26 protein-coding genes and 5 pseudogenes are annotated in these 21,251 nt (G+C 68.2%); 9 read left to right on the top strand and 22 right to left on the bottom strand.

Annotation, left to right across the window (positions count from 1 at the left end; all coding sequences use genetic code 11):
- The first annotated feature begins 102 nt into the window (after positions 1-102).
- Entirely contained in the window at positions 103-831 is a 729-nt protein-coding gene (locus QFZ67_RS01025) for a TetR/AcrR family transcriptional regulator (RefSeq protein ID WP_307659205.1), read from the top strand.
- A gap of 49 nt (positions 832-880) precedes the next feature.
- Here the strand turns inward: QFZ67_RS01025 and QFZ67_RS01020 are convergent, their stop codons facing one another.
- From QFZ67_RS01020 to QFZ67_RS00995, 6 genes and pseudogenes are all read right to left on the bottom strand, one after another.
- Positions 881-1,288, bottom strand: coding sequence for a transposase (locus QFZ67_RS01020; protein WP_307665696.1), 408 nt, complete (start codon positions 1,286-1,288; stop codon positions 881-883).
- Positions 1,289-1,483: 195 nt separating this feature from the next.
- A pseudogene (locus tag QFZ67_RS38925) lies at positions 1,484-1,995 on the bottom strand (hypothetical protein).
- Positions 1,996-2,056: 61 nt separating this feature from the next.
- Positions 2,057-2,725, bottom strand: a complete 669-nt coding sequence (locus QFZ67_RS01010; RefSeq protein ID WP_373429911.1) for a glyoxalase — start codon at positions 2,723-2,725, stop codon at positions 2,057-2,059.
- 5 nt (positions 2,726-2,730) lie between these two features.
- Positions 2,731-3,279 (bottom strand): helix-turn-helix transcriptional regulator, encoded by a 549-nt coding sequence (locus QFZ67_RS01005; protein ID WP_307659203.1) that lies wholly within the window; start codon positions 3,277-3,279, stop codon positions 2,731-2,733.
- Positions 3,280-3,574: 295 nt separating this feature from the next.
- Complete coding sequence (locus QFZ67_RS01000) at positions 3,575-3,985, bottom strand: VOC family protein (RefSeq protein ID WP_307659202.1); 411 nt, start codon at positions 3,983-3,985, stop codon at positions 3,575-3,577.
- Positions 3,986-4,280: 295 nt separating this feature from the next.
- Positions 4,281-4,430, bottom strand: a complete 150-nt coding sequence (locus QFZ67_RS00995; protein WP_307659201.1) for a hypothetical protein — start codon at positions 4,428-4,430, stop codon at positions 4,281-4,283.
- 390 nt (positions 4,431-4,820) lie between these two features.
- Here QFZ67_RS00995 and QFZ67_RS00990 point away from each other — a divergent pair, with 390 nt between their 5' ends.
- Positions 4,821-5,087: a hypothetical protein gene (locus QFZ67_RS00990; protein ID WP_307659200.1), complete on the top strand. Its 267-nt coding sequence runs from the start codon at positions 4,821-4,823 to the stop codon at positions 5,085-5,087.
- Between the two features lie 58 nt (positions 5,088-5,145).
- Here the strand turns inward: QFZ67_RS00990 and QFZ67_RS00985 are convergent, their stop codons facing one another.
- Positions 5,146-5,508 (bottom strand): VOC family protein, encoded by a 363-nt coding sequence (locus QFZ67_RS00985; protein WP_307659199.1) that lies wholly within the window; start codon positions 5,506-5,508, stop codon positions 5,146-5,148.
- A 199-nt stretch (positions 5,509-5,707) separates the two neighbouring features.
- Between QFZ67_RS00985 and QFZ67_RS00980 the strand changes: the two genes are divergently transcribed.
- Positions 5,708-6,220: a hypothetical protein gene (locus QFZ67_RS00980; protein ID WP_307659198.1), complete on the top strand. Its 513-nt coding sequence runs from the start codon at positions 5,708-5,710 to the stop codon at positions 6,218-6,220.
- Positions 6,221-6,227: 7 nt separating this feature from the next.
- On the opposite strand, the gene QFZ67_RS00975 is transcribed toward QFZ67_RS00980, so the two are convergent.
- The 5 genes from QFZ67_RS00975 to QFZ67_RS00955 form a co-directional block, all read right to left on the bottom strand.
- Positions 6,228-7,229, bottom strand: a complete 1,002-nt coding sequence (locus tag QFZ67_RS00975) for a hypothetical protein (protein WP_307659197.1) — start codon at positions 7,227-7,229, stop codon at positions 6,228-6,230.
- A 573-nt stretch (positions 7,230-7,802) separates the two neighbouring features.
- Positions 7,803-7,985: a hypothetical protein gene (locus tag QFZ67_RS00970; protein ID WP_307659196.1), complete on the bottom strand. Its 183-nt coding sequence runs from the start codon at positions 7,983-7,985 to the stop codon at positions 7,803-7,805.
- A 187-nt stretch (positions 7,986-8,172) separates the two neighbouring features.
- A complete protein-coding gene (locus tag QFZ67_RS00965; protein ID WP_307659195.1) occupies positions 8,173-9,192 on the bottom strand; it encodes a pentapeptide repeat-containing protein in 1,020 nt (339 codons plus the stop codon).
- 50 nt (positions 9,193-9,242) lie between these two features.
- On the bottom strand, positions 9,243-9,368 hold the full coding sequence (locus tag QFZ67_RS00960) for a hypothetical protein (RefSeq protein WP_307659194.1): 126 nt from the start codon (positions 9,366-9,368) through the stop codon (positions 9,243-9,245).
- A 364-nt stretch (positions 9,369-9,732) separates the two neighbouring features.
- A complete protein-coding gene (locus QFZ67_RS00955) occupies positions 9,733-10,152 on the bottom strand; it encodes a ricin-type beta-trefoil lectin domain protein (protein ID WP_307659193.1) in 420 nt (139 codons plus the stop codon).
- Between the two features lie 545 nt (positions 10,153-10,697).
- On the opposite strand from QFZ67_RS00955, the gene QFZ67_RS00950 reads away from it, so the two are divergent.
- Entirely contained in the window at positions 10,698-10,850 is a 153-nt protein-coding gene (locus QFZ67_RS00950) for a hypothetical protein (protein ID WP_307659192.1), read from the top strand.
- Positions 10,851-10,971: 121 nt separating this feature from the next.
- Here QFZ67_RS00950 and QFZ67_RS00945 read toward each other — a convergent pair whose 3' ends face one another.
- Together QFZ67_RS00945 and QFZ67_RS00940 are read right to left on the bottom strand one after the other, a co-directional pair.
- Positions 10,972-11,424 carry an HD domain-containing protein gene (locus QFZ67_RS00945; protein WP_307659191.1) on the bottom strand — a complete coding sequence of 151 codons (453 nt, stop codon included), beginning with the start codon at positions 11,422-11,424 and terminating at the stop codon, positions 10,972-10,974.
- Between the two features lie 150 nt (positions 11,425-11,574).
- Positions 11,575-11,802 (bottom strand): annotated as a pseudogene (locus QFZ67_RS00940) (SpoIIE family protein phosphatase); the annotation flags it as partial.
- A gap of 334 nt (positions 11,803-12,136) precedes the next feature.
- Between QFZ67_RS00940 and QFZ67_RS00935 the strand changes: the two are divergent.
- Positions 12,137-12,379: pseudogene (locus QFZ67_RS00935) on the top strand (transposase); the annotation flags it as partial.
- 57 nt (positions 12,380-12,436) lie between these two features.
- Here the strand turns inward: QFZ67_RS00935 and QFZ67_RS00930 are convergent.
- Together QFZ67_RS00930 and QFZ67_RS00925 are read right to left on the bottom strand one after the other, a co-directional pair.
- Positions 12,437-13,332 (bottom strand): annotated as a pseudogene (locus tag QFZ67_RS00930) (Ku protein).
- 244 nt (positions 13,333-13,576) lie between these two features.
- Entirely contained in the window at positions 13,577-14,458 is an 882-nt protein-coding gene (locus QFZ67_RS00925; RefSeq protein WP_307659190.1) for a hypothetical protein, read from the bottom strand.
- A gap of 67 nt (positions 14,459-14,525) precedes the next feature.
- On the opposite strand from QFZ67_RS00925, the gene QFZ67_RS00920 reads away from it, so the two are divergent.
- The gene (locus QFZ67_RS00920) at positions 14,526-14,798 is read left to right on the top strand and encodes a hypothetical protein (RefSeq protein ID WP_307659189.1); all 273 of its coding nucleotides are present in this window, start codon (positions 14,526-14,528) and stop codon (positions 14,796-14,798) included.
- A gap of 713 nt (positions 14,799-15,511) precedes the next feature.
- On the opposite strand, the gene QFZ67_RS00915 is transcribed toward QFZ67_RS00920, so the two are convergent.
- Entirely contained in the window at positions 15,512-15,706 is a 195-nt protein-coding gene (locus tag QFZ67_RS00915) for a hypothetical protein (protein WP_307659188.1), read from the bottom strand.
- 212 nt (positions 15,707-15,918) lie between these two features.
- On the opposite strand from QFZ67_RS00915, the gene QFZ67_RS00910 reads away from it, so the two are divergent.
- Positions 15,919-16,065, top strand: a complete 147-nt coding sequence (locus QFZ67_RS00910; RefSeq protein ID WP_307659187.1) for a hypothetical protein — start codon at positions 15,919-15,921, stop codon at positions 16,063-16,065.
- A gap of 296 nt (positions 16,066-16,361) precedes the next feature.
- Here the strand turns inward: QFZ67_RS00910 and QFZ67_RS00905 are convergent, their stop codons facing one another.
- From QFZ67_RS00905 to QFZ67_RS00890, 4 genes are all read right to left on the bottom strand, one after another.
- On the bottom strand, positions 16,362-17,027 hold the full coding sequence (locus QFZ67_RS00905; RefSeq protein ID WP_307659186.1) for a bifunctional 2-polyprenyl-6-hydroxyphenol methylase/3-demethylubiquinol 3-O-methyltransferase UbiG: 666 nt from the start codon (positions 17,025-17,027) through the stop codon (positions 16,362-16,364).
- Positions 17,028-17,088: 61 nt separating this feature from the next.
- Entirely contained in the window at positions 17,089-17,571 is a 483-nt protein-coding gene (locus QFZ67_RS00900; protein ID WP_307659185.1) for a hypothetical protein, read from the bottom strand.
- A gap of 57 nt (positions 17,572-17,628) precedes the next feature.
- Positions 17,629-17,832 (bottom strand): hypothetical protein, encoded by a 204-nt coding sequence (locus QFZ67_RS00895; protein ID WP_307659184.1) that lies wholly within the window; start codon positions 17,830-17,832, stop codon positions 17,629-17,631.
- Positions 17,829-18,014 carry a hypothetical protein gene (locus QFZ67_RS00890; protein WP_307659183.1) on the bottom strand — a complete coding sequence of 62 codons (186 nt, stop codon included), beginning with the start codon at positions 18,012-18,014 and terminating at the stop codon, positions 17,829-17,831. The genes QFZ67_RS00895 and QFZ67_RS00890 overlap by 4 nt, the downstream gene beginning before the upstream one ends.
- 117 nt (positions 18,015-18,131) lie before the next feature.
- Here QFZ67_RS00890 and QFZ67_RS00885 point away from each other — a divergent pair, with 117 nt between their 5' ends.
- Both QFZ67_RS00885 and QFZ67_RS38920 read left to right on the top strand, forming a co-directional pair.
- The gene (locus QFZ67_RS00885; RefSeq protein ID WP_307659182.1) at positions 18,132-18,893 is read left to right on the top strand and encodes an XRE family transcriptional regulator; all 762 of its coding nucleotides are present in this window, start codon (positions 18,132-18,134) and stop codon (positions 18,891-18,893) included.
- A gap of 14 nt (positions 18,894-18,907) precedes the next feature.
- A pseudogene (locus tag QFZ67_RS38920) lies at positions 18,908-19,399 on the top strand (hypothetical protein); the annotation flags it as partial.
- A 48-nt stretch (positions 19,400-19,447) separates the two neighbouring features.
- Here the strand turns inward: QFZ67_RS38920 and putP are convergent.
- The gene (gene putP, locus QFZ67_RS00875) at positions 19,448-20,989 is read right to left on the bottom strand and encodes a sodium/proline symporter PutP (protein WP_307659181.1); all 1,542 of its coding nucleotides are present in this window, start codon (positions 20,987-20,989) and stop codon (positions 19,448-19,450) included.
- Positions 20,990-21,251 lie beyond the last annotated feature (262 nt).

Raw genomic sequence — 21,251 nt, 5'->3', positions numbered from 1 at the left:
TATGAGGGCGCAACCAACAAGTTTGGGTACGTCCGTGTGACAACTATACGCCGTGAAGATTCTATACGGCCATCAATGTGGGTGACGCTGTAGAGTGTCTGGGTGGCAAGTACAGCGAGCAGGGCAGGAAGCAAGGGACGACGCGAGCGCCTGCGGGCCGAGACGACGGCCGAAATCAAGGACGTGGCGCTGGAGTTGATGGCCTCGGGCGGGCCCGAGGCCATCACCCTGCGGGCCATCGCCCGCGAGATGGGCATGACGGCCAACGCCATCTACGGCTACTTCGCCACCCGCGACGACCTGGTCACCGTGCTCATCAACGACGTGTACACCGAGCTGGCCGACGCCGTGGACGCTGCATGGGAGAGCGCCTCCGCCGAGGGTCCGGCCACCCGGATCCAGGGGTGGGCGGGCGCCTTCCGGAGCTGGGCCCTGGCCAACCCCGAGGGCTTTCGGCTTGTCTACGGCGATCCCGTTCCCGGCTACGACACCCCCCACGGAGGTGCCGCCCCGGAGGCTACCCACCGGGTCTGCGCGGGGCTCACCGCGCTCGCGGCAGCCGCCTGGCCGCACGCCGAACACCTTCATGAGAGCAGCGAGTTCGAGTGGTCCGACTTCGACGCCGGGCTCGTCGACACGGTCCGCGCGGACTTCCCCGGCCTGCCGCCCGCTGCCGTCGCACTCGCCCTGCGCCTCTGGGGGCGTCTGCACGGCCTGGTGTCACTGGAGGTCTACGGCCATCTGCGCACCCAGACGACCAGCCCGGACAAGCTCTTCCGGGAGGAAGTGACCCAGCTCGTACGGTCGTTGGGCATCCCCCTCCGAAGCTGAAGCCTCGTTGGGTGCAGCTCGGCGCATGCAAGAATTTTGTAGCCGAAGATCACCATCGAGCGGCGGAGTGGTCCGGGTAGCGGCGGCGTAGGTGTGCGATCAGCACGACCCGCTGGCACAGGAGCGCGACGCCTGCGCGACCTCCCATGATCCGCTTCTGGAGTTTCACGTCCGTAATGCGCCCCTCGTTGCCCCCGGAACTGAACGAGGTGGTGATCCCCTGGATAACCGCTGCCTGCTCTTCGGGGATCACCTTCGCCAAGCCGACCAGGGCAGGGAGACTGCTCGCGACGAGCCGGTCGAGCCAGTCGGGCAGGGATGCGGCGTCACGGGCAGCGAGCATGTCGGCGAACTGACATACCAGCTCGTGCGTGCGGTGCAATTCCGGGCACTGTTCGAGCAGCCGGCGCAGGCGCTGTTCGGTCTCAAGCCTGCGCCGGCCGGGGGCGGTGGAGATCCAGCGAGCAGCTCGCGTGGTGAAAGCGGCCGCTCGCGCGGCTCGTCCAGGGGCAGACCGCGGCGAAGGGGCGCTATGGCCATCTTTACTCGCTGGTAGTGGCCGAGGTAGCCCTTGCCGGACAGTTCCTGGTGCAGGATCTTGGCGTTGTGTTCGCCCTCGTCCCAGCGTTGCTGCAGGTAGTCGAGGTACGGATCAAGACTGGAGGAGCGGCGGGGAGCCCGACGCATCACCTCGTGCCAGGTGCTGGCCCGGGCGTACTTGCGCACCGTGCGGCGGTCCAGTCCGAGCTCGCGCTGCGGCGCTGTAGGGGCGGCCGGCATCAGTCAGCGCGTGCACGGCCTCGAACAGCCGCCGCGCATGCCGACCAGCCGGAGTGCCGGCGCCGTCGTCGAGCCCGCCTGGTCGCTGAATCCGAGCGTGGCATACCTCGACTTGAACTTCTGCGCGCTCTGAAAGTGGGCGGCCTTGACGATGGCGTGGATCCGCTCGGCGAGGACGCGGTCCGCCTCCGGCATCTCGGCGATCTTCGCGAGCACATCCCGCTCCGCTGCCGCCTCCTTCTCCGCCCGCGAACCGCGCCGTGCCGCCGCCTGCTTCTGCTCCTGCGCGTGCTCCTTCATCGCGGCCCGCTCTTCGGCGGTGAATCCGTTGTACTCCTCGGCGGCCGTGCCGGAGGTCTCGGCAGACGACTTCGTGTGCTGCATGGCAGATTTCCCCTCTCGTACAGGGATGAGGCAGGTCCGGGCGGGAGCTCAGGGCCGGGAGTCAGGACCGTGCAGACGCCGTGGACGGCGCGGGGGTGAGCGACGTGGCGGCCTCCCAGGCGAATCCGTCCGGGTCGGTGAAGGGGCCGGCGGTGCTGCCGAGGACGATGCGGTGCGAGCCTGTGCCCTCGGCGGGGACGCCGAGGTCCTTGGCCAGGCCACGGCGCGTGTACAGCGCCAGCTTGACGGGGCTGGACTCGCCGGAGGCGAACTCGGCGTACTTGCCGCCGAAGCTCCTGGCCACGGTCAGGCCCCGGCCGACGTAGAACCGCTTGCTGGCCTTCACGTCCTCGACGCCGAGCAGGAGGACGATCTCGTCGATCTCGCGGGTGGCCGGGCCGGTATCTTTCTTCGCCGAGGTCGCGACCTTCCAGATCGTCTCGTCCGGCGCCTGGACGACGCCGCCATAGCCCCACAGCGACTTCGCGGCGGGCTTCAGCACCGTGGCGCCGGCGTCCGCGGCGGCGCCGAGGAAGCTGTCGACGGTGGCCGGCCGGGACACCGTGAGCGCCAGGGTGAAGCCGCGGAATCCGGTGGAGTGCGCCTCGGACGCCCGCAGGCGTATGTGCGTGTCCACGCCGAAGGCGGTGTAGAAGCGGTGGGCGGCCTCGGGGTCGGCCACCTCGAGGGTGACGGATGCGATGGACGTGGTGGATGCGGTGGTTGCCATGGCCATCACGCTAGGGGCTGCTCGGCGGCCGGGGCTTCTCGATTCCTGACCGGTCTTGTCACCTGCTTCGCCACACACGCCGGCATCCCCTCCACCGTGACCGCAGGCCCCGCATCACCGACCGTACCCGCGGCATCGGCACGGTCGGCCGCCGCATCCGCCGCATCCGCCGCATCCGCCGCATCCGCCGCGCGGCGCCGGAAAGCCCCGGGCGGCATGCCGACCAGCTCGGTGAAGCGGGTTGTGAACGTGCCCAGCGACGCGCAGCCGACCGCGAAGCAGACCTCGGTGACGCTGAGGTCGCCACGCCGCAGCAGCGCCGTCGCGCGCTCGATGCGACGCGTCATCAGGTACGCGTACGGCGACTCGCCGTAGGCGGCCCGGAACTGCCGGCTGAGGTGCCCGGCGGACATGTTCACACCGCGGGCGAGCGCCTCCACGTTTAGCGGCTGCGCGTACTCCCTATCGATCCGGTCGCGGACGCGGCGCAGCCGCGCGAGATCGGTCAGGCGCTGCGCCTCGACGCGTGCATGCCGCCACTCGGGCTGACACATGGAACACTCCCCTTACTTTCCTCTTCAATCGACGCCTACAAGCGCCTGGGGTGCCTGCCGAGACAGGCACCCCAGGCGCTCGGTGATGAAGACCGGCCCGCCGGAGCGGACCAGCCGGTCGAGCAACTGACGGACAGCAGCGGGACGGACTCCGGGCCCCTGTCCGGTTCAACGAGGATGCGGACGCGGCCCTGGTGGGCGGCCAGGCAGGGCGGGCACCTCTGCGATGGTGCGCCGCGTTCTTTGCAGGTGGTCGCAGTGCCGACCAGCACGGCCGCATCGATGCCCGCACGGCTCAGCGAAGCTCCTGGATGCGGACCAGGTTGCCCGCGGGGTCGCGGAAGGCGCAGTCACGGATGCCGTACGGCTGCTCGGTCGGCTCCTGGACGACCTCGGTCTCACCGGCCTGCACCTTCTCGAACGTGGCGTCAAGGTCCGGGGTGGCCAGCAGGATCCAGCCGTAGGTGCCCTTGGCCATCATCTCGGTGATGGTGCGGCGCTCGTCCTCGGTGACTCCCGGGTCGGCGGCCGGCGGCGCCAGGAGGAGGGACGTGTTCGGCTGACCGGCCGGGCCGACCGTGATCCAGCGCATCCTGCCCTGCCCGACGTCGCTGCGGACCTCGAAGCCGAGGACGTCGCGGTAGAAAGCCAGGGACGCATCCGGGTCGTCGTGCGGCAGGGAACTCGTGTGAATGGTGATGTCCATGACGAACAGGCTAGAACCGGCTCCGTGTCCCGCGCTTCTCGATACCTGATCGATCCGGCCACGCTTGGACGTTCACGTGCACTGTCGCGGGAAACAAGTGCGTTCCGCGTGACATTCAGGCCCGGCGTGGGCAAGGCCACCGTCCGGTTCATCGAGTCCACCACGCTCGGTGCCTCCGGCCGGGATCTCCCCAACACCGGCCGACCGCCCCCTGCGTGGACGTGTGAGCCTCGGCTCGAGCGAATACAGAGCCCTCCGGACCGAGGAGTGCACCGAATCCGCCCGGCGTTGCTTCTCAGCGCCGACTGCCACTGGGCGCGAGCAGGCTGGTGACCTCGGCGATCGAGGCGATCCCCGTCGCGGCCCCGGTCCATCCGATCGGCAGGTCGAGCAGGGCTATGGTCACCGCGAGCATCACGGCTATGCCCAGGTGATAGACCGCCACGTGAGCGATCAGCGCCCCGCCAGGACTCCCTGGCCTTCGCTCCGCCGGCACCCGGATCCGGGCGGCCCTTCGCAGCCGCCTAATTGTCCGTCTGCCAGCTGCCCAGGCCGAGAACGGCGGCGAAGATGGCGGGACGGTGCATGGTGGAGGTCTCCTGATCTCGAAACGGCGTGAAGGGGAGCGGGGCACCGGCCTCTTGCCGATGCTGCGGTGCCCCGTTGAGATCTCGCCCCGGCCGCTGTGGCCGGGGCGAGGTAACGCGTACCTCAAGTGGTACGACGTCCACCACACGGAACTGGCTGTCGCACCGGAAGTCCGGGAAGAGGCGCGCGGGTTCCTCCGCGCCGAAGCGGCCGCCGGGAGGCTGGACCTCCGCAACGAGCTGGGTTTGTGATCCTGCATCGCTCCGGGGAGATTTTCTTCCTCATCGTCTGTGTCTGGCGCAGTACCAACGAAATGTGGCAGACGTTGCACTTCAAGGAGGAAGGAGGCTTCGAGCCGTATCCCCGGGAGGGGATACTCAAGCCGACGCAATGCGTGTGGGAACTCGGCCCTACCGCTCATGAGCAGCAGGCGTGGTCGCGCTACCTGTCGTCTCGTCGAGACGAAGACGCGAAGCGCGCCTACATCGAGGACCGCCTCACCGCACTCGTCTGACCCGTACGTGCTGTGAACAGTCGCACTCAGCGGATGTTGGAGTCGGGGATCCGGCGCGTCATCCGGGCACGTGGCAAACGGCCTCGATGTTGTTGCCGTCCGGGTCGAAGACGAACGCTCCGTAGTAGTGCTGGTGGTAGACCGGGCGAGGGCCGGGTGCGCCGTTGTCCACCGCACCGGCCTCCAGCGCGGCCCTGTGGAAGGCATCGACCGTGGGCCGATCCGCCGCACTGAACGCGATGTGCACCCGCTGCGTTGGTTCCCGGGCTGCGACGAAGAACCATGGCATGCCCTGGTCCCCGAACCCGACGTAGCCCGGAAGGTCGAGCACGATGCCCACTCCGAGAGGGGCCAACGCACGCTCGTAGAACGCCCTGCTCGTCGCTACGTCCCCGACGCCGATCACCACGTGGTCGATCACAACATCCGCCTCACCTTGGCCGACCCGGCAGACCCGGGCTGCACTTAGCGGTCCTCAGACTGTCCCCGCATCCTGCCGTAATACCAGACCAATCCGACGGGGCTGACCGGCTGCGTTCGATGCAGCGATGCGGCACCCGTGAGCCGGGCAGCTGAGACGACAGTGCCCAGGTGGTGGCCGTGGCTGCCACCATGGCGGCATGACCATCGACCTGCTTCCTGCGACGGGCGTACGGCTGCCCGGCCCGCTGCCCGAACTGGTCTTCGGCATGTCCGAGCAGTACGCCCGTCGCGTCCTGGCGCCGCATGCGGCGCTGTCGGATGATTTCGTCTGCGGGACCGATTGGGCGGTTGGTTTCGACTTGCCCGGATGTTCGATCACCCTTTCGGCCTCCGACGGAGGCGGCCTTTCGATCATTTCGCTGTCGCGGCGGCCGGTCGACGAGCGAGTGGCATGCCCGGTTGCGTTCCAGGGCGTCGACGTCTTCGGGTGGCCGGCAGCCGAGATCATCGAGGCGCTTCACGAGCAAGGCGAGACGGTACAGGAGCGTCACTCCGGCACCGTGTGGATCGGCAACCTGCACCTCTCTTCCGCTCCCGGCCCCCGAACGACGGCTTCCACGAGGAAGAAGCCGCGCTCAGCGCCGCGGTACGTGTTCGACTTTGCCTGCCTATACGAGCCGGGCATGCTGTCACGAGACCGCCGACGGTAAGGGCACCTCACAACGACTCTCTGGCCTGTTGCCGAGCTGGCTGGACCTGTGCGACTCCTTGGTCCTGGCGGGCTGATACTGGTGGCGTGGACAACGCGCCGCGAGTGGACATCCGGGCAGCCGGCCGCATCCCGGAGAAGACGATGTCGGTGAGCGGCTTGGCAGCGGCTAGCGTTGCCGCCTCGTCCTCGCTGGGTGCCTCGCCACGCTTCAAGAGGTCGTTCACCTGTCGCAGCAGGGACCGCGTCTCGGAGGCATGACGATGCTCAACGGCGTTCTGCAGACGCGTGAAGAGGACCTGACGCAGCCGGTCCTGTCCTTGGAGCCAGGTCTGAGCAGCCGACGTGGCGGCCTCGAGCTTGTCGAGAGCGAGTCCTTCACACCGGCCCATCTCGTGCTCGGCCTCCCGGCACAGCCCTCGTACGAGGATGATCTCGCTCGTCCGTACGGCCGTGTTGAGTCTGCGGACCAGGGCCCCGATCCGAACCGGAACGTGCGCATCAGGAAGACTGGTAGAACGTCGGCTCGCTGACACCGGCGCGGTGTCCTGCTCGGCCCTCGGCTCGGGCACTGCCGGCGCCGGACCGCCTTCGCGCCAGACGCGGGCAACCAGGGGAGTCTTGAGCAGGCCCTCGGGAGTGACCTCGCAGTCGGCGGTGTCGTACCCCCAGGTAGTACCCTCGCGGGGGACTTCGGTGCCGAACTGCAGGATGCGCTGGTTGCCGTCGCTCACCAGCTTGACGCGGTTGACGTAGCCCCGGCGGGCCAACTGGCCAGGGGAAATGCGTACGCCCGGCCCCAGAATCAGCTCTCCGTCCTCGGCATCCCAGTCGGGCTGCACGGAGGGGTTCATGTGGATGCGCATCTTGTGCCCGTCCAGGTCGATTTCCACGACGGAGCCGATCGGCGCATCGTCAGGGTCGATGAAGCGGTAGCGCGGCGTGTGTCCTTGCCGCTGCAGCCATGCCTCTGTCGCGGTCTTCACATACAGGTGGTCTGCGCTGCTCACACCCGCGCACGTCGTCCGCATTCCGGCCGCAGACCCTCTGGATCGGGCAGATGAGCAAAGTGACAGACACGATCGTGCAGCGCTTGGTCGTCAACTGCCCGCCACAGCCGCCCAGCAGAACACCGCACCAGAACGTCCAACCGCAGTACTCCTCACGGAAGGCGTCCAGCTCAAGCGCATCCGTCGGACAGATCAGCGGCTCGTCAGAGACGGCTTCTCCCTGCACCGCTGTCTGGATCTGCCGGTGTCACAGTCCATCGCCAGCCCCCTTGCCAGCAACTCCACCTAGCCGTCTTCATGCCAGCCGACACCTGCTCACCCGCACAGAGCTCCGTGGCCAAGGAGAACGGACAACCCATCAGGTTCTGACTTTAACGAACACCACTGACATCCCGGGCGGCTCGGTATCGATGGTCAGCTGTGTGACATGTCCTAGCCGACCGACATCGAGGGTGGCTGCACCGGTGCGGCCACCCCCGCCGTGGCGCAGCCGGTGCGGTCCGGCGACTGGTCGGAGCACCTGGCGCAGCTCGCCCGGCAGCCGTTGAGCGAGGACATGGCCTCGTGAGGCCCCTAGCGAGACGGATGTCGCCAGCTCCGGTTGCGGCTGATCATCCCGTGCTGCTTCAGCCTCCCGCGCTGGTACGCCGTCGAACTCGTGCTGGACAGACCGACCTGCTGACCGATCTCCCGGATCGTCGGCCCCTCGCTGTGCTCGACGATCCACTCCCGGACGCACCGCAGTTTACCGACCATTGACGCGTCCAGATCGCTTCTGATCTGGGCTGGTACGTCGCGAGTGAGTCAGGACGCTGCGATCTGCTGGCGGTCGGCCGGCTGACGCACGGGGCTGGATCCGGGCCTGGGATCTGCTCCAGCAGGGGGATCACACGCCTCAGATCCCCCGCCGACCGGTAGGCGCCGGGACTGACTGGGAGGGCCTTCACCGCTGAGAGTACGTCAACGCTCCCTTGTCCATTTTCGCGTCGGTCAGGTCTGCCCCCCGCAAATCCGAGCGGGCCAGGTGCGCGCCCCGTAGGTCAGCGCCAGCCAGGTGCGCGCCCTGCAGGTCAGCGTCAGTCAGGTCGGCGCCAGTCAGGTCGGCGCGGGCCAGGTCGGCGCCCGTCAGGTCAGCGCGGGCCAGGTCAGCGCGGGCCAGGTAGGCATTGGTCAAATCGGTGGGGGTCTTGTTGTGGTTAGTGGAGAGGACAGTTAGAGCGGCATTTATATCGGTTCCTAGGCGTGGCTTTGTGGAGGCCCATTTCGCGAGTGTGGTGGAGCGGGTGCGTATGAATGCGGAGAGGACACGGACCACCGTGGGTTCGTCTCGTGGGGAGTCCTCCATGATGCGCTGGAGGGCGTAGATGCCGCCGAGGCGTATGTCGAGTGAGTCAGAGCCCAGGTTCTGCACGGCTGCGTTGTACCGGTCGGTGATCTGTCCGTCGCGGGTGATGTGTTGGTCGCTGTTGACCTGCTGGATCGATATCCATGCGAAGGCGGCAACGGCCAGTGTGGCCGTGCTCACCAGCAGTCCCACAGTGCGTTCCATCCGCGTCCACCACGTAGCCTCGCTCGCGGCCGTCCCGCTGGCCGCGCGCTGCTGGCTGGCAGTACTTGGCAGGAGGAACGTGCGGAGTCGCTCGGTGGCACGTCTGCTCGTGCTGGCCTGCGGGGCGGGCGGCAGCATCGCGGCGAGCTCCGTGACGAGTTCCGGGTTCTGCGCCAGGATCCTGCGGACCTGCAGGCGCAGCGCCGCCACCGCGTCCGGGTCTTCCCCGCCTGCGGCGAGATCGGCCACCGCCGATTCCAGCCGCCCGCGCTCAGGGGCATGGCGCAGGAGCCGGGCCAGGATCCGCTGGCCCAGGTTCACCGTGGCGTCGACCGCCGTGTCCTGCGCCTGGGTGAGCACCCCCACCCCGTACGCCCCCACCGCCGCGCCGATCGCCGGCACCACCTGGTCCACCGTCGCCTCTACCTCGGGCACGGACACCCCCTATCGCAACTGGCGCAGCGTCAGAAATACCTCTGAGTCCGGCTGCCCGGCGTCAGTGTGAAGAACCGGATCAGCTCTTCTTTGTTGATCTCCGAGAAGCCGCGCAGCCGCGCGAGCTCATCGTCCGAGAACACACGGGTCGCCACCAATCACCCCCAGCCCAGCCGTTCGTACGCGGTGGCCTCCGGGGCCCGCTGTCGTATCGACGGCTTACCGCACTGCATGGTGAACGACCGGGTCCCTGCCCAGGACACGACCAACCGTCATGATCACCATCGCCCCAGGTCAGCAATATCCGCTGTTTTTGCGGCGGATACTACGGCGACCCCCTTCATGGGCTGCACTCGAAGGTCCTCAAGGATCATCCCTCGCCGCATCCGCCCCTCAACGCCACGTGGCGAAGAGGCTTTCCACGCTCGGTAAAGCAGAAGCCCGACCACGGCTGTCACCAGCACAAACGCTCATATCTCCAAGACAGAGGCGCAGCCGTTCCCGCAGGGGCTTGCGCACTCACCAGTCGTTCCACCGCATTTCCGGGTGACCGTTGGTGCACGTATAGATGAAGATGGTGCTGTCGATGTAAGTGGGGAGGCTGAGGCACAGGTTGGTGTGAGCGGCGTTCCTGATGAAGGCTGGTCCCCCATCGGCGGGGAAGGCCACATACCATCGCTGCATGTAGCCAAAGGTCTGGAAGTCACAGCGGCGCATGTACACGGAATACCGGCTCCCGTTTGGCCACAACGTCAGGCACAGATCGCTCTGCTCCTGCCGCATCGGGGTGGCGGTCCGGGGGGTGTTGTTCCAGCACCACTTCTGAAAGTCGCCTGAGTTGCAGCCGGTTGCGTACACATCGTTGTCGTCGCCCTCCTTCCTGGCGGCGTAGTAGTCCAGACACCAGCCGTCTTGATAGTTCCGGAACCTGGTCACCACCACGCCAATGTCGGTGACGCTGGCGTGGGGGTCACCAGTACTGCGAGCACGCTCAGGATCACGGCCAGTGCCGCCCAACCTGTCTTCCGATTCATCGGCTCCCCTCCCGCACGCGCACCCGCCCACCGGGACGCGTACCCTTCTTGTGCATGGTCTGCCCGAGCGGCGGCCAAACCTGACATGTCCCGGCCGCACCGTTGGAAGACCCCGGATAAGCTCCCCATGTCCGGAGTCCAGGAAAGTGCTCACCTCCGGTGAATGGAGCGCCGGAGGTGACGGCAAGCAGCGGGACACCGCTGTCGGCGCAGAACCTGCTCCAGGTCGCCCAGTCCTGGGCGTAGCCCTTGCGGGAAGCGGGGGCTGTGCCTCGACCACGGCAGCAAGCCCGGCCCGTCCGGGGTCTGTCGGGAGTGCGAGCTCCTGCAGCCGATCGGCGGTGGCGCGGCGGCGCTGCCGGCCCCGCGTGAGCGGGAGGCCCGCCGCGCGGCTCCTGCGGCGAGTGTGGGTGCCGGATCTTCCTGACCGGTCCGGCGCTCGAGGACGGCTTGTGCAAGCCGTGCCGTACCGAGCTCACCGAGCTGGGTGGCAGCACCGGTGCGGCCACCTCCGCCATGGTGCAGTCGGCGCGGTCCGGCGACTGGACGGAGCACCTGGCGCAGCTCGCCCGGCAGCCGTTGAGCGAGGACATGGCGTCGTGAGCCAGCATTCGGACGCGCGCCGCATCGTGCGGCGGACCAGCGGTGACCTTGGCCCTGTGAGCACGTTGTACCGCAGAGCCCCGGGCAGCGGAATGCTGAGTCTGAACTGGCTACCGAGAGATCAACACGGCTCCTGCAGGCCGAGCAGCCGCCGCAACCTCGCGTACTTCTCGCCGAGCTGGGTCCGGGTCGGTTCGTCGAGCAGGGCGAGCCGGTCCGCGTTGGCGTTGTGGGCGAGGTCGGCCTCCTTGATGAGGCGGGCGCCCGGCGTGGCGAGGATCCGCTGCGTGTACGACTCGTCGCCCTCGCCCGGGCGCTTGGTCATCGCGTCGACCAGGTCCTTCACGTCCTGCGGAAGTTCGGCTGACTGGAACCACTCGCGGGAGAGCACGTCGTCCTCGATCGTGTCGTGCAGCCAGGCGGCGGCAATCTGTTCGTCGGAACCGCCCCGCGCCCTCACCCCGTCAACCACCGCCTGGACATGCTCCAGGTAGGGCCGTCCCGCCTTGTCCCTCTGGTGCGCGTGACCTTCGCGGGCGATCGCCTCGACCTGGTAGAGGGTGAGGTCCGGCATAGGTACGACTCTACAGGCGCCGGGCCTTCGCCGCCCGGCTCACGGCTGCTTGCGGCCAGCAGCTAAAGGCAGCTCCGACCGGCGCTCCCGCGCGGCCTGTAGCTAGAGGGCCCCCTTCTGCCTTGAACGGCCACTAAATCCCTTGAGCGGTCAGCTGACGGGCAGCCGGGTGGGAGTCCGTGCAGCGATGAGGGTGATGTCGTCGCGGCTGTCACCCAGGTCGTCGGCGAGTGTGGCGCACAGCTGGGGAGGTGGCAGGTAGCGGTGGGTGATGGCGTGCTGGCGCAGGCGGATCATGCCGTCGTCGAGGGAGCGGGTGCGGGATTCGACGAGGCCGTCGGTGTAGAGCAGGAGTGTGGTGCCATCAGGCAGCCACGTGTGGTGGTGGGGCGCTCGGCCGTAGGCTCAGCCCCAGGAGCATGGCGTGTGCCCCGGTGAGGTAGGTGGCGGCGCCGTCGTGGGTGATCGGCAGGGGGCGGGGTGGCTTCGATCGTTTGTACTCGTGAATAAAGCCAGGCGGGGGTGGCCTACGACGGACCAGGATGCCTGCCATGCCCCGTGTGTGGTCCGGTGCAGGCGGGTGAGGATCGCGGTGGCCGAGTCGGCGAGGGTCAGGCGGGGGGCGGCGTCCAGGCGGCGCAGGATCTGGCGGGGAACCTCCGGGTCGGTCGACAGCCAGGACGCGGAACCTGTTGCGTAGTTCGCCAAGGCCATCGACCACGGAGCCCGCCTCGGTATTGACGTCGAAGTCGTACGCCGTGATCCCGCAGTCAAGGTCATCCCGCGCTGCTGGGTCGTCGAGCGGACCTTCGGCTGGCTCATGGACCACCGCCGCCTTGCCCGCGACTACGAGACCCATCCGCACCGCTCGGAGGCCATGATCCACCTCGCGATGATTGACGTCATAAGCCGACGACTCACCCGCGAATCAACCCCGATCTGGCGCGACACGTGAACCCGGAACCAAACAACCCGCCGGGACAAAACGCTCTTTGAGCGGCACGGGGGCTCTTCAGGACGCAGCCTTGCGTCGGCCCCGTTTGCCGCGGAGAGCCTTGAGGAGGTCCTCGCGGTTCATGGAAGAGCGGCCAGGGATACCGGCGTCCGTGGCGCGCTGGTAGAGCTCTGCCTTGGTCAGGGAATCGAATGACGAGGCCTTCGACTGCTTCTTCGCCTTCGCTGTGTTGCCGGCCCGGCGCTTGTCGGCGGCGTCCTTGATCCGCGCTGGGGGAGCGCCGGTGGATGTGGCCTTCTCGTCGCCGCGGTCTTTGGGGCTCTTGGCCCGGTCGACGCTGGCGCGCAGCGCCTCCATCAGGTCGACCACGTTCGTGGCCTTTGCCGGGGGTTCTGCTTTCTCGACCGTCTTGCCGGTGCGCTTGGCCTCGCTGAGCTTGGCGACCTGTTCCTGGAAGGTGTCGTGGAACTCCTCCGGCTTCCATTCCATGCTGAGCGCGTCGATGAGCTGCTCGGCCATCTTCAGCTCGCGGTCGGTGACTTGGGCCTTGCCGGGCAGGTTGTCGATCTCCTTGCGCGGGTCGCGGATCTCGTCGGCCCAGTGCAGGGTGTGCAGTGTCAGCAGGCCGGCCTTGGCCTTCACCGCGACCAGATACTCATGGTTTCGCATGACGAACGTGGCGATCCCGGCCTTGTCCGCGCCGGCTAGTGCCTGCTCCAGCAGGGCGTAGACCCTGGCGTGCTCCTTGCCTTTCGGGCCGAGGTAGTACGTCTTGTCGAAGAAGATCGGCTCAACCTGTTCCAGTCGACGAACCCGATGATCTCCAGGGCCTGGGAGCGTCCCGGGGCGATGTCGTCCAACTCGCCGGGCTCGACGAGCACGTACTCCTCGCCCGCGTCGAAGCCCTTGACGATCTGGTCCAGGGAGACTTCCTTGCCGGTGCGCTCGTTCACCCGCTTGTTGCGCACCGGTCCGACGTCCCGCGCTGCAGCTGGTGGAAGTGGATGGTGTGGCTGTCCGTCGCGGTGAACAACTTCACGGGCAACGACACCAAGCCGAAGGTCAGAGCACCACTCCACACGGGACGCCCCGTGATCGCTGCCATCTCCTCCTGACTTCTTCCATGGCACCCCCGCCCGCGGCGCATCGGATCCCGGAAGCCGGACGCTCCGGCAGGCCGAGAACCTGGGGGGCGCCTCACGTGTCGTCGGTTGCCAGACGTTCTGTTTGCGCGGCCGCGTCCTGTGCGTGGCGGCGTGCTTTTCGCGCCGCCGTTTCGGCTTCCCGGGCGCGGTTCCGTGCTTCGCCTTCACCGTCACGGGCAACTCGTTGGCGCTCCTTGGCCTGCTTGAGTTGCTCGGCCAGCGCAGCGGTCTCCTTCTCTGCCTCCTGCAGCCGCTTCTCGGCCCGCTCTCTGTCCGTTTCGGCCTGCGTCAGCTCCTCCTCACAGGCCAGCGCCTGCTGCTCGGCTGCCTTCGCGTCCTTCTTGGCCTGGCCGAGCTGTGCGCGCTTCTCCCTTCGGACCTTCTTGGGCTCCTCGGCAGCAGCGGTGTCGGGTTGGCCGGTGGAGCTGGGTGCCGGGTGCGGGACGGTGTCCGCGGTGGCGGCGGTGAATCCGACGGGCGGGCTCAGCGGTTTCGTGAGCTGGCCGGCGACCCACTCCTGTGCTGCCTGCGGGTCGGCGAGGACCGCGTGCAGGGTGGCCTCGATCTCGTGCTGGATGTCCTCACTCACCGGGTGGCCGACCTCGGCCGCCAGTTGCCGTGCCTGTCGGGCCACCGTGCCGACCAGAGCGTGCTGTTGCCGGCTGAGCTCACGCAGCTGCTCGCCGTCGAGTTCCCGGTGCGCTTGGCGCAGGCTTTCGCCGAGGCTGATCAGCGGCGGGACCTGGTCCGGCTGTCGGCGTACGAGTTGGTTGCTGGCCCAGGCCGAGAGGGTCGGGCGCCGCAGGGCCTGGATCCGCCCTGCCAGCGTGCGGTTGCCTGCCTTTCTGGCCGCGGCCGCGTGCTCGTTTCTGGCTGCGGTGAAGTCGGCCGGGTGCAGCCCGTACAGTTCCCTGGCGATGCTCTCCAGATCCACAGCTCACCCAACGCCCTTCACTCGGATAGAGACGAGTTTGCACTCTTTGTCCGGGTAATTGCCTTACATGAGTCTTGAGCCTCCGGTGGAGCCGATGCTGGCCCGAGCGGTGTCGCGTCTCCCGGGGCCCGCCGCCCTGCGCGGCACGGTGCTGGAGCCGAAGTACGACGGGTTCAGGCTGCTGGTGTTCGCCGGCGCCGATGGCGAAGTGTTCTTGCAGTCCCGCAACGGACGTGACCTCACTGGAGCCTTCCCCGAGATCGCTGACGCCGCCGCGGCGCTGGGCGAGGACGTTGTCATCGACGGCGAGGCCGTGTCTACACGGGCGGCAAGCGATTGACGGGGTGGCGCCATCGGCCGCGATCGACGGCACCCGATCGGGGAAGCAGGCGTTGCGGAACAGGGAGTCGGCTGCCGGCGTTTCTTCGACCCGTCCCTCTGCAGTGAAACCAGTCGGGGGAGGGGGCAAGGCCGCGGCAGGCAGAGAGGGTGGGTCCTGCCTGGTCGTGGCAGGTTGCCGTGGGGATGCCGCCGGCGGACTCCCGGGAGCAGGTGGCTCACTTCCGTGATGGCCGCTATCACTCGCAGGGGGCAGACGAAGATCCAGGAAAGCGGCAAGGCACCGACGCCCAAGGCCGTACCGCTCGCGGTCGTGAAGTCGCCCGCCAACGGTCGCCACACCGGGGTTCACCCTCCGCTCCACGCCCACGACAGCGGACAGCGAACGGCGCCAGAGCGGGCTAGAGACCACTGCCTGCCTCCTCGCGAGCACCGTTGTTGGCGATGTGCTGGGCATCAGGAGAGGCGGCACCCACCCACGGGGTGATCCGGCGGGAGTGAGTCAGCGGCGGGTGGGGTGGTGGCGCCTTGGGGTTCACCCTGGGCGGGGATCGCTGCCACGGTGCCTGGCTCGAGGATCGCGCGCTGAACGGTGCGCGACCCGCCGACGACGCGGGTGATGAGAGTCGGCGCCGACGCGCCCACCAGGCATGCCGCCCAGGAATCGGTGATCTGGTCGGATCCCGCGAGGAGCGCCCCCAACGCTGCACCGAGTCACATATGGGCGGCGACAGAAACGATTTCTGGTGCGGGGTCCCAGCAGCCGCTGAACGGCGGCCGGTTGACGCGGCTGTGCACCCGTTCGAGATGAACGCGCCGGGCCTCCTTCCAGGCAGTGATCTGCTTGATTAAGTCCAGCAAGCCGCTCAGCGAACCGCCGACGGCGGAGAAAAGGACCAAAGTCCACATGACAGAAATACGCTCCTCCCATCGAATTGAGGGGAGCGTAGCGCTCCGCCCCGCGCACATTCGTGAGTTCGGTGGTTCTGTCTGCTCGCGGGGAAGGCATCTGGCCTCTGTACTCAACCAGGCGCCCGCGGCCCGCGGGAATCGATCACGGTAGTTGCGTCTGCCACCCGGGAAAACCCCCTGCGTGACTGGTAGAGGTGCCCTCTACCACGATGTCCTACCAGTCGGCTCGTGACCTTCCGTCCTTCGTCGCGCTGCAGCAGCTGTCAGCCATGCGCTTTGCCGGTCGCGTGATCGGCGTTGACGTGAGCGACTTCGGTCGGCGGATGCAGCAACTGGCGGACACGGATCTGTGCTGAGCACGTCCGCGACCGCTGCGGCATCCGCGAGGAGCGGCATCACCGGCTCCGGCAGATCATCAACACCGCGAATGAAGCACGGGGGTCTTCGTCTTCCCGTGCTGATCGTTGGACATGTGGCGTCCCGTCTCGCTGGTGACGTGCTGACCAGAGGCTTTCCAGCGGACAGTTGCAACGATCTTTGGGGGCGCGTCACGTTCGTGTGTATCCATGCATGCGCGCCTGACACACGAGAGAGCGCAGGCCTGTCCGCGAGGGGGGACGCAGACAGGCCGGGGCGGTGATGGGAGCGGGCGCTATCCGCGAGCGCGGACCAGGAGTGTGCCGACCTTCCGAGGGCCGGGCGGGGCGGGCAGGACGCGAGCCGACGCCGCGGTGAATCCGTGATCGGTCAGGATCTCCATCCATCGCTCGGGCTCGTAGTCCCAGCGCTTCACGACGAGGGGGTCCTCGTCCTCGGACCGGTTGATGTACGAGGCCTGGCATCCATAGCAGCCCTCGATGGCGGGGCGTTGGGAGAAAGCGAGGACTCCGCCGGGGCGCAGCCGCTTGCGGATGATGGGCAGTAGGTCGTCCGGGTCGGTGAACCATGCGGCGCCGAACACGGAGTAGACCGCGTCGAATTTCTCGACCCTTTCGGCGCAGAGCTGCACGGCGTCGCCGTGGCGCAGGGTCATACCGTCGACGTCGCCCCAGCGTGCCTCCGCGGCCTTCAGCTGTGCGAGGGATACGTCGACGCCGACGGCGCGGGCTCCGAGCGTGGCGCAGTGGGCGAGGTTGCCGCCCTTGCCGCAGCCCAGGTCCAGCACAGCGGCGCCCGGGCCGATGCCGAGGACTTCCGCGCCCGGGCCGTGGTCGGGGTACTGGGTCCAGTTGAACCAGGTCGTCTCGCCGGCGGCGTTCGTGGGGCGCCGCTCGGGCTTCTGCGTGGAGTAGGTGTCCCACGCCTTGGTGTCCGTCACTGCTGCTCCGTTCGCGGGGCCGGCCGCCCGGTGCATGGACCAAGCGGCCGACGTGGTCCTGCTACTTCTTCTTGCCGCCGTTGGGGCTGTCCGTGCAGCCCGCGTGGCACTGGCTGCACTCACCCATCTTGGCGGCCGGAGGCCACAGATCGGCCTCGATGGTGAATCCCGCTCCGGCGATGGCGGCCAGGGTGCGCTCCCGCGCCACCTCGGGACCGCCGTCGACCTGCTCGCCGTCCACGGTCGGGACGTGGTGGATGAACCGTCCGGCGACCCGCTCGCAGAACGCGGCGTAGTCGACGGTGTGGAGGATCCAGGTGTGCCAGCCGATGTCTACGAGCTTGCTCGGCGACAGCTCCGCGCCGGGGCGTTCGGCGCCGGCGGCGAGGAACGCGGCGGTCTGCGCGATGATGCGCCGCGCGGTGGCGTGGTCGATCTCAGGGTGGTCCTTGACGATGCGGGCGCTGAGGCGCTCCGTCATCTCGGAGCCGACGAGCTCGGCCGGGTCGGTGGTGCCCACGGGGTGCCTTAACGCGATGGTCATGCTTCCTCCTGTGTGGACGTTGCCCTCGGGCGAGGGCCTAGCCCCGTCCGCACCGGGTCAGGGGTGCACCGGTGCGGACGGGAGTTGGTGGGGTGTAGCTACAGGCGGCTGGCAGTCGGCGGGTTCGGCGTAGGTGACGACGCGGACGTCGGGGCCGGACATGCGGGGCACCCAGTGGACGAGCCCGTTGTCGGTGTGCTGGCCGCAGGCGGAGCACATGCCGGGACCGTGCTCGGGCTCGTCGTCCCACCTCGGGCTCACTGGGTGCTCGCCCCACGGCAGCGCGGGCAGGCGCAGGGCGGGTAGGCCATGGAGAACGGCAGCGCCTTGGCCGCCGGCAGCGTGCATGCCTTGACCGGCGTGCGCGCGTTCGTCTCCCGGTCGACCCGGTAGACCTTGATGCTCAGGCCCTTGCCGGTACCGCCGCTGCCTGTAGTCGTCACGCATTCAAGATGGCGCGGCCACAGAGAGTTGCGCGGCGTCAGTGGAGGCGTCAAAGCGGCGACATACGGGGCGTCACTTCGGTGTCATCCGAGGGGGGTTGGGTCTACCGTTCTCCCATGGCCACACCGAACAGCGCACTGCGAGCAGTCCGCATGGGCCTGCTCATGTCCCAAGACGACTTCGCCCGTGCCGTGCGAGATGCCGGCGCCCGCGCGGGCCAGCCCAACGACGCCAACAAGCGGCTCGTACAACGCTGGGAATCCGGCGCGACCACCGCGCCCCGCCCCGTGTACGCCCGCGCCCTGGAATCCGTCACCGGCCTGCCCATCGAGTCCCTCGGCTTCAGCGGCGTCGTGCCGATGGCGCGCGTTTCCGAGGACGGGCAGGGCGGTCACGACGTCGAGGCGTCCGTGAACGGCATCGCCCCTGCAGCTGCCGCGCCGCAGCCCGAACCGCAGGGCGCCCACCGCAACTACTCGGGCGTGTGGCTGTCCCGCTACGAGTACTTCTCCAGCGGCCGTGACTCGTCCTTCACCGGGCAGCACTACGTCGTGATGCTGCAGCACGGCAACCGGCTGTCCGCGCGGAGCCTGCCCGGCTCCAGCGACTCGCCGCTGACGATGGATCTGGAGATAGACGGCCACGTCGCCACCGGCACCTGGACCGAACAGACCGAGACCGATGGCTACTACCGCGGCGCCCGCTACCACGGCGCGATTCAGCTGCTCGTCGAGCCGACTGGCCGGCGCATGACCGGCAAGTGGGTGGGCTTCGGCAAGGAGTTCGACGTGAACACCGGGCCGTGGGAGCTCGTCTTCCAGGACGGGTCGACGAACAAGGCGACCCTCGCGGCGTACAACAAGCGGCCAGACGCCTGACCCCGGACGCACGAATGCGCCCTTCCCACCGAAGGTGGGAAGGGCGCATTGCGTTACGCATTGCGCTACGGGTACTGGCGGCGGCTCGGGTCGAGGGCGGCAGACGAGAGCAGGCCGGGACTGTCGGGCGGGGGCGCCCCGTCGGGCGGCAGATCAGATCGGCCACCGTCCGTCCGCTGGTGATAGCCGTGCACGCGTCCGGACCGCGCCCCGCAGGCTGGACAAGCGGCCGTCCCGAGTGGCGTCCGCGCCCGCACCAAGATCCGCTCGTTTTCGTCGGCCACGTCCTCGATGATCAGCGGAGACAAGCCCGAAAACACCACGTGTACAAGCTCGTTGACATCTTCCATGTGCTGTCAAGGACGCCACCAGCACACTCCGGTCTGGTCGAGTCGTTGACTGACGTGCAGTGGGCGCGTGTTGAACCGGTGCTGCCCGACCGGACACCGAAACGAGGCGGCCGTTGGCGTGATCACCGACAGGTGATCGACGTGATCGCATGGAAGCACCGGACGGGCCGGTGCCGCGGGCCCCGAGTCCTCTGCCCGGTCGGGTCAATGGCGCGACACGCCTTGGCCCACTTGCACGGCCTCGGGGGTGTCCTCCATGGTGCCGATCCAAGTGCGCACCGGGGGACGGCCGACGAACTTGCCGAAGACCAGTGCCGCGGCGGTGGCGGTGAGTATGCCGGGCACCATCTCGTAGATGCCTGTCTCCAGCGGCCCGAGGAGCGGATCGATGTGCTTCCACAGGACCACGGTGAGCGCACCGGCCACCATGCCGGCCTTCGCCCCGGCCGCCGTCATGCGCGGCCAGTACAGTGACAGGAGGATCACCGGGCCGAAGGCCGCGCCGAAGCCCGCCCAGGCATACGCGACGATGTCGAGCACGGCGCCGCCGCTGAGTGCGATCACATAGGCGACCAGCGCCACAGCCACCACACTCCCGCGTCCAATCAGCAGCAGCGACGTGTCAGAGGCCCGCCGACTGAGGAACGCTCGGTAGAAGTCCTCGGTGAGGGCGGTCGCCGACACCAGGAGCTGACTGTCCGCTGTGGACTTGATCGCGGCCAGCACCGCCACCAGCAGGATGCCCGCGACCCAGGGGTTGACCAGTTGCGCGGAGAGCGCGATGAAGACGGTCTCCGGGTTGTCGAGCGGCTTGTCGAGCACGGCGGTCCCGACGAGCCCGATGAGCGAAGCGCCCGCCAGAACAACGATCACCCAGCCCACACCGATTCGGCGGGCCAGGGGAATATCGCGGGTGCTGCGGATGCCCATGAAGCGGGCCAGGATGTGGGGCTGGCCGAAGTAGCCGAGTCCCCACGCGAGCAGGGAGATCACCGCGACGGCGCCGAGCGGCTCGCCGGCCGTCCACTCGCCGTCGGTGAAGCTGGCCTCGGCTCCCATGTCAAGCAGTGCCGGGGTTCTGGCGGCGAGCTCGCTGTGCAGCGCATCGAAGCCGCCGAGCACCCCGATGCCGATCGCGGGGAGGGCGACCGCAGCGAGGAACATAAGCGTGCCCTGCATCGAGTGCGTCACGCTCACGGCCCGGAAGCCGCCGAGGAAGGTGTAGACGACGATCACCACGGCGAAGACGGTGAGCCCGAAGTCGAAGCCGACTCCGAAGATCTCATCGAACAGAAGGCCGCCGGCGACCAGGCCGCTGGCGACGTAGACAGTGAAGAACACGACGATGACGATTGCCGAAAGGAGCCGGAGCGTCCTGCTCCGGTCCTCGAACCGCTCCTCCAGGTACGCAGACAGGGTCACAGAGTTGCCGGCCAGCTCGGTGTAGGTGCGCAAGCGGGGTGCGACGAACCGCCAGTTGAGAAACGTGCCTATGACGAGGCCGACGGCGATCCAGGTGGCACCGATCCCGGCCGCGTACACGGCACCGGGCAGGCCCAGGAACAGCCAACCGGACATGTCGCTGGCCCCGGCGGACAGGGCGGCCACCGGGGCGGTGAGCTGGCGGCCACCGAGGGCGAAGTTGTTGAACGTGCTGGTCTCCTGATAGGTCCAGATTCCTACCACGACCATTGCGATCAGAAAGACTCCGAAGGCCATCATGACCGGGACGGTCAAGGCGATCATCTGTTACTCCCGTGGCATGGGCGCTGCCGACCACGCATGGGACGGCCTCTCCGGGTTGGAGTGGCGGAGTATAGGGGCCCCGCGTGTGTACCGGCGAGGGAAGATACGTTCGGGTCCCGAACGGCATCGCGATCCTGATCCGGGGGCGGGGTGCGACCGCTCACCTGCGGAGGTGCGGCTGCACTCGCTCGCCGATCAGAGCGCGGCTGCGTCCTCCTGACCAGCGGCCAGCGGCCAGCGGCCAGCGGCCGGCAGAGCCGGG

The sequence above is a fragment of the Streptomyces sp. V1I1 genome (assembly GCF_030817355.1).
In the GTDB taxonomy this organism is placed as follows: domain Bacteria; phylum Actinomycetota; class Actinomycetes; order Streptomycetales; family Streptomycetaceae; genus Streptomyces.
Note: the sequence above shows the minus strand (reverse complement) of the source record. Positions and strands in the feature narration are given on the sequence as shown.